1 protein-coding gene is annotated in these 575 nt (G+C 64.2%); it reads right to left on the minus strand.

All coding sequences use genetic code 11. The annotated features are described in order from the left end of the window. The coding region (locus tag ACLJT4_RS42525; RefSeq protein WP_411130532.1) for a cbb3-type cytochrome c oxidase subunit I at window positions 1-575 on the minus strand (575 nt) is incomplete at both ends.

A 575-nucleotide genomic window follows, 5' to 3' on the forward strand; every position in this document is an offset into this window, starting at 1 on the left:
GGATGGCCGAAGAACCAGAAGAGGTGTTGCCAGAGCAATGCGCCGCCATTGGCCGCGTCGAAGACATGGGCACCGAATTTACGGTCCGCCTCCAGGGCGAACAGCGCGGCGGCCAGCACCGGGAAGGCGAGCAGGACCAGCACACCGGTCAGCAGCACGTTCCAGGTGAAGATCGGCATCCGGAACATCGTCATGCCCGGGGCGCGCATGCAGATGATGGTGGTGATGAAGTTGACCGAACCGAGGATCGTGCCGAAGCCCGAGAAGGCCAGACCCATGATCCACATGTCGGCACCGACACCCGGCGAATGGACGGCGTCGGAGAGCGGCACGTACCCGAACCACCCGAAGTCCGCCGCCCCTTGCGGGGTGAGGAACCCGCCCACCGCGATCAGCGAGCCGAACAGGTAGAGCCAGTAGGCAAGCATGTTCAGCCGCGGGAACGCCACGTCCGGCGCACCGATCTGCAGCGGCATGATCCAGTTCGCGAACCCGGCGAACAACGGCGTCGCGAACATCAGCAGCATGATCGTGCCGTGCATCGTGAACGCCTGGTTGAACTGCTCGTTCGACAT

This window comes from Streptomyces sp. x-19, from assembly GCF_046549115.1.
In the GTDB taxonomy this organism is placed as follows: Bacteria; Actinomycetota; Actinomycetes; order Streptomycetales; family Streptomycetaceae; genus Streptomyces; species Streptomyces albulus_C.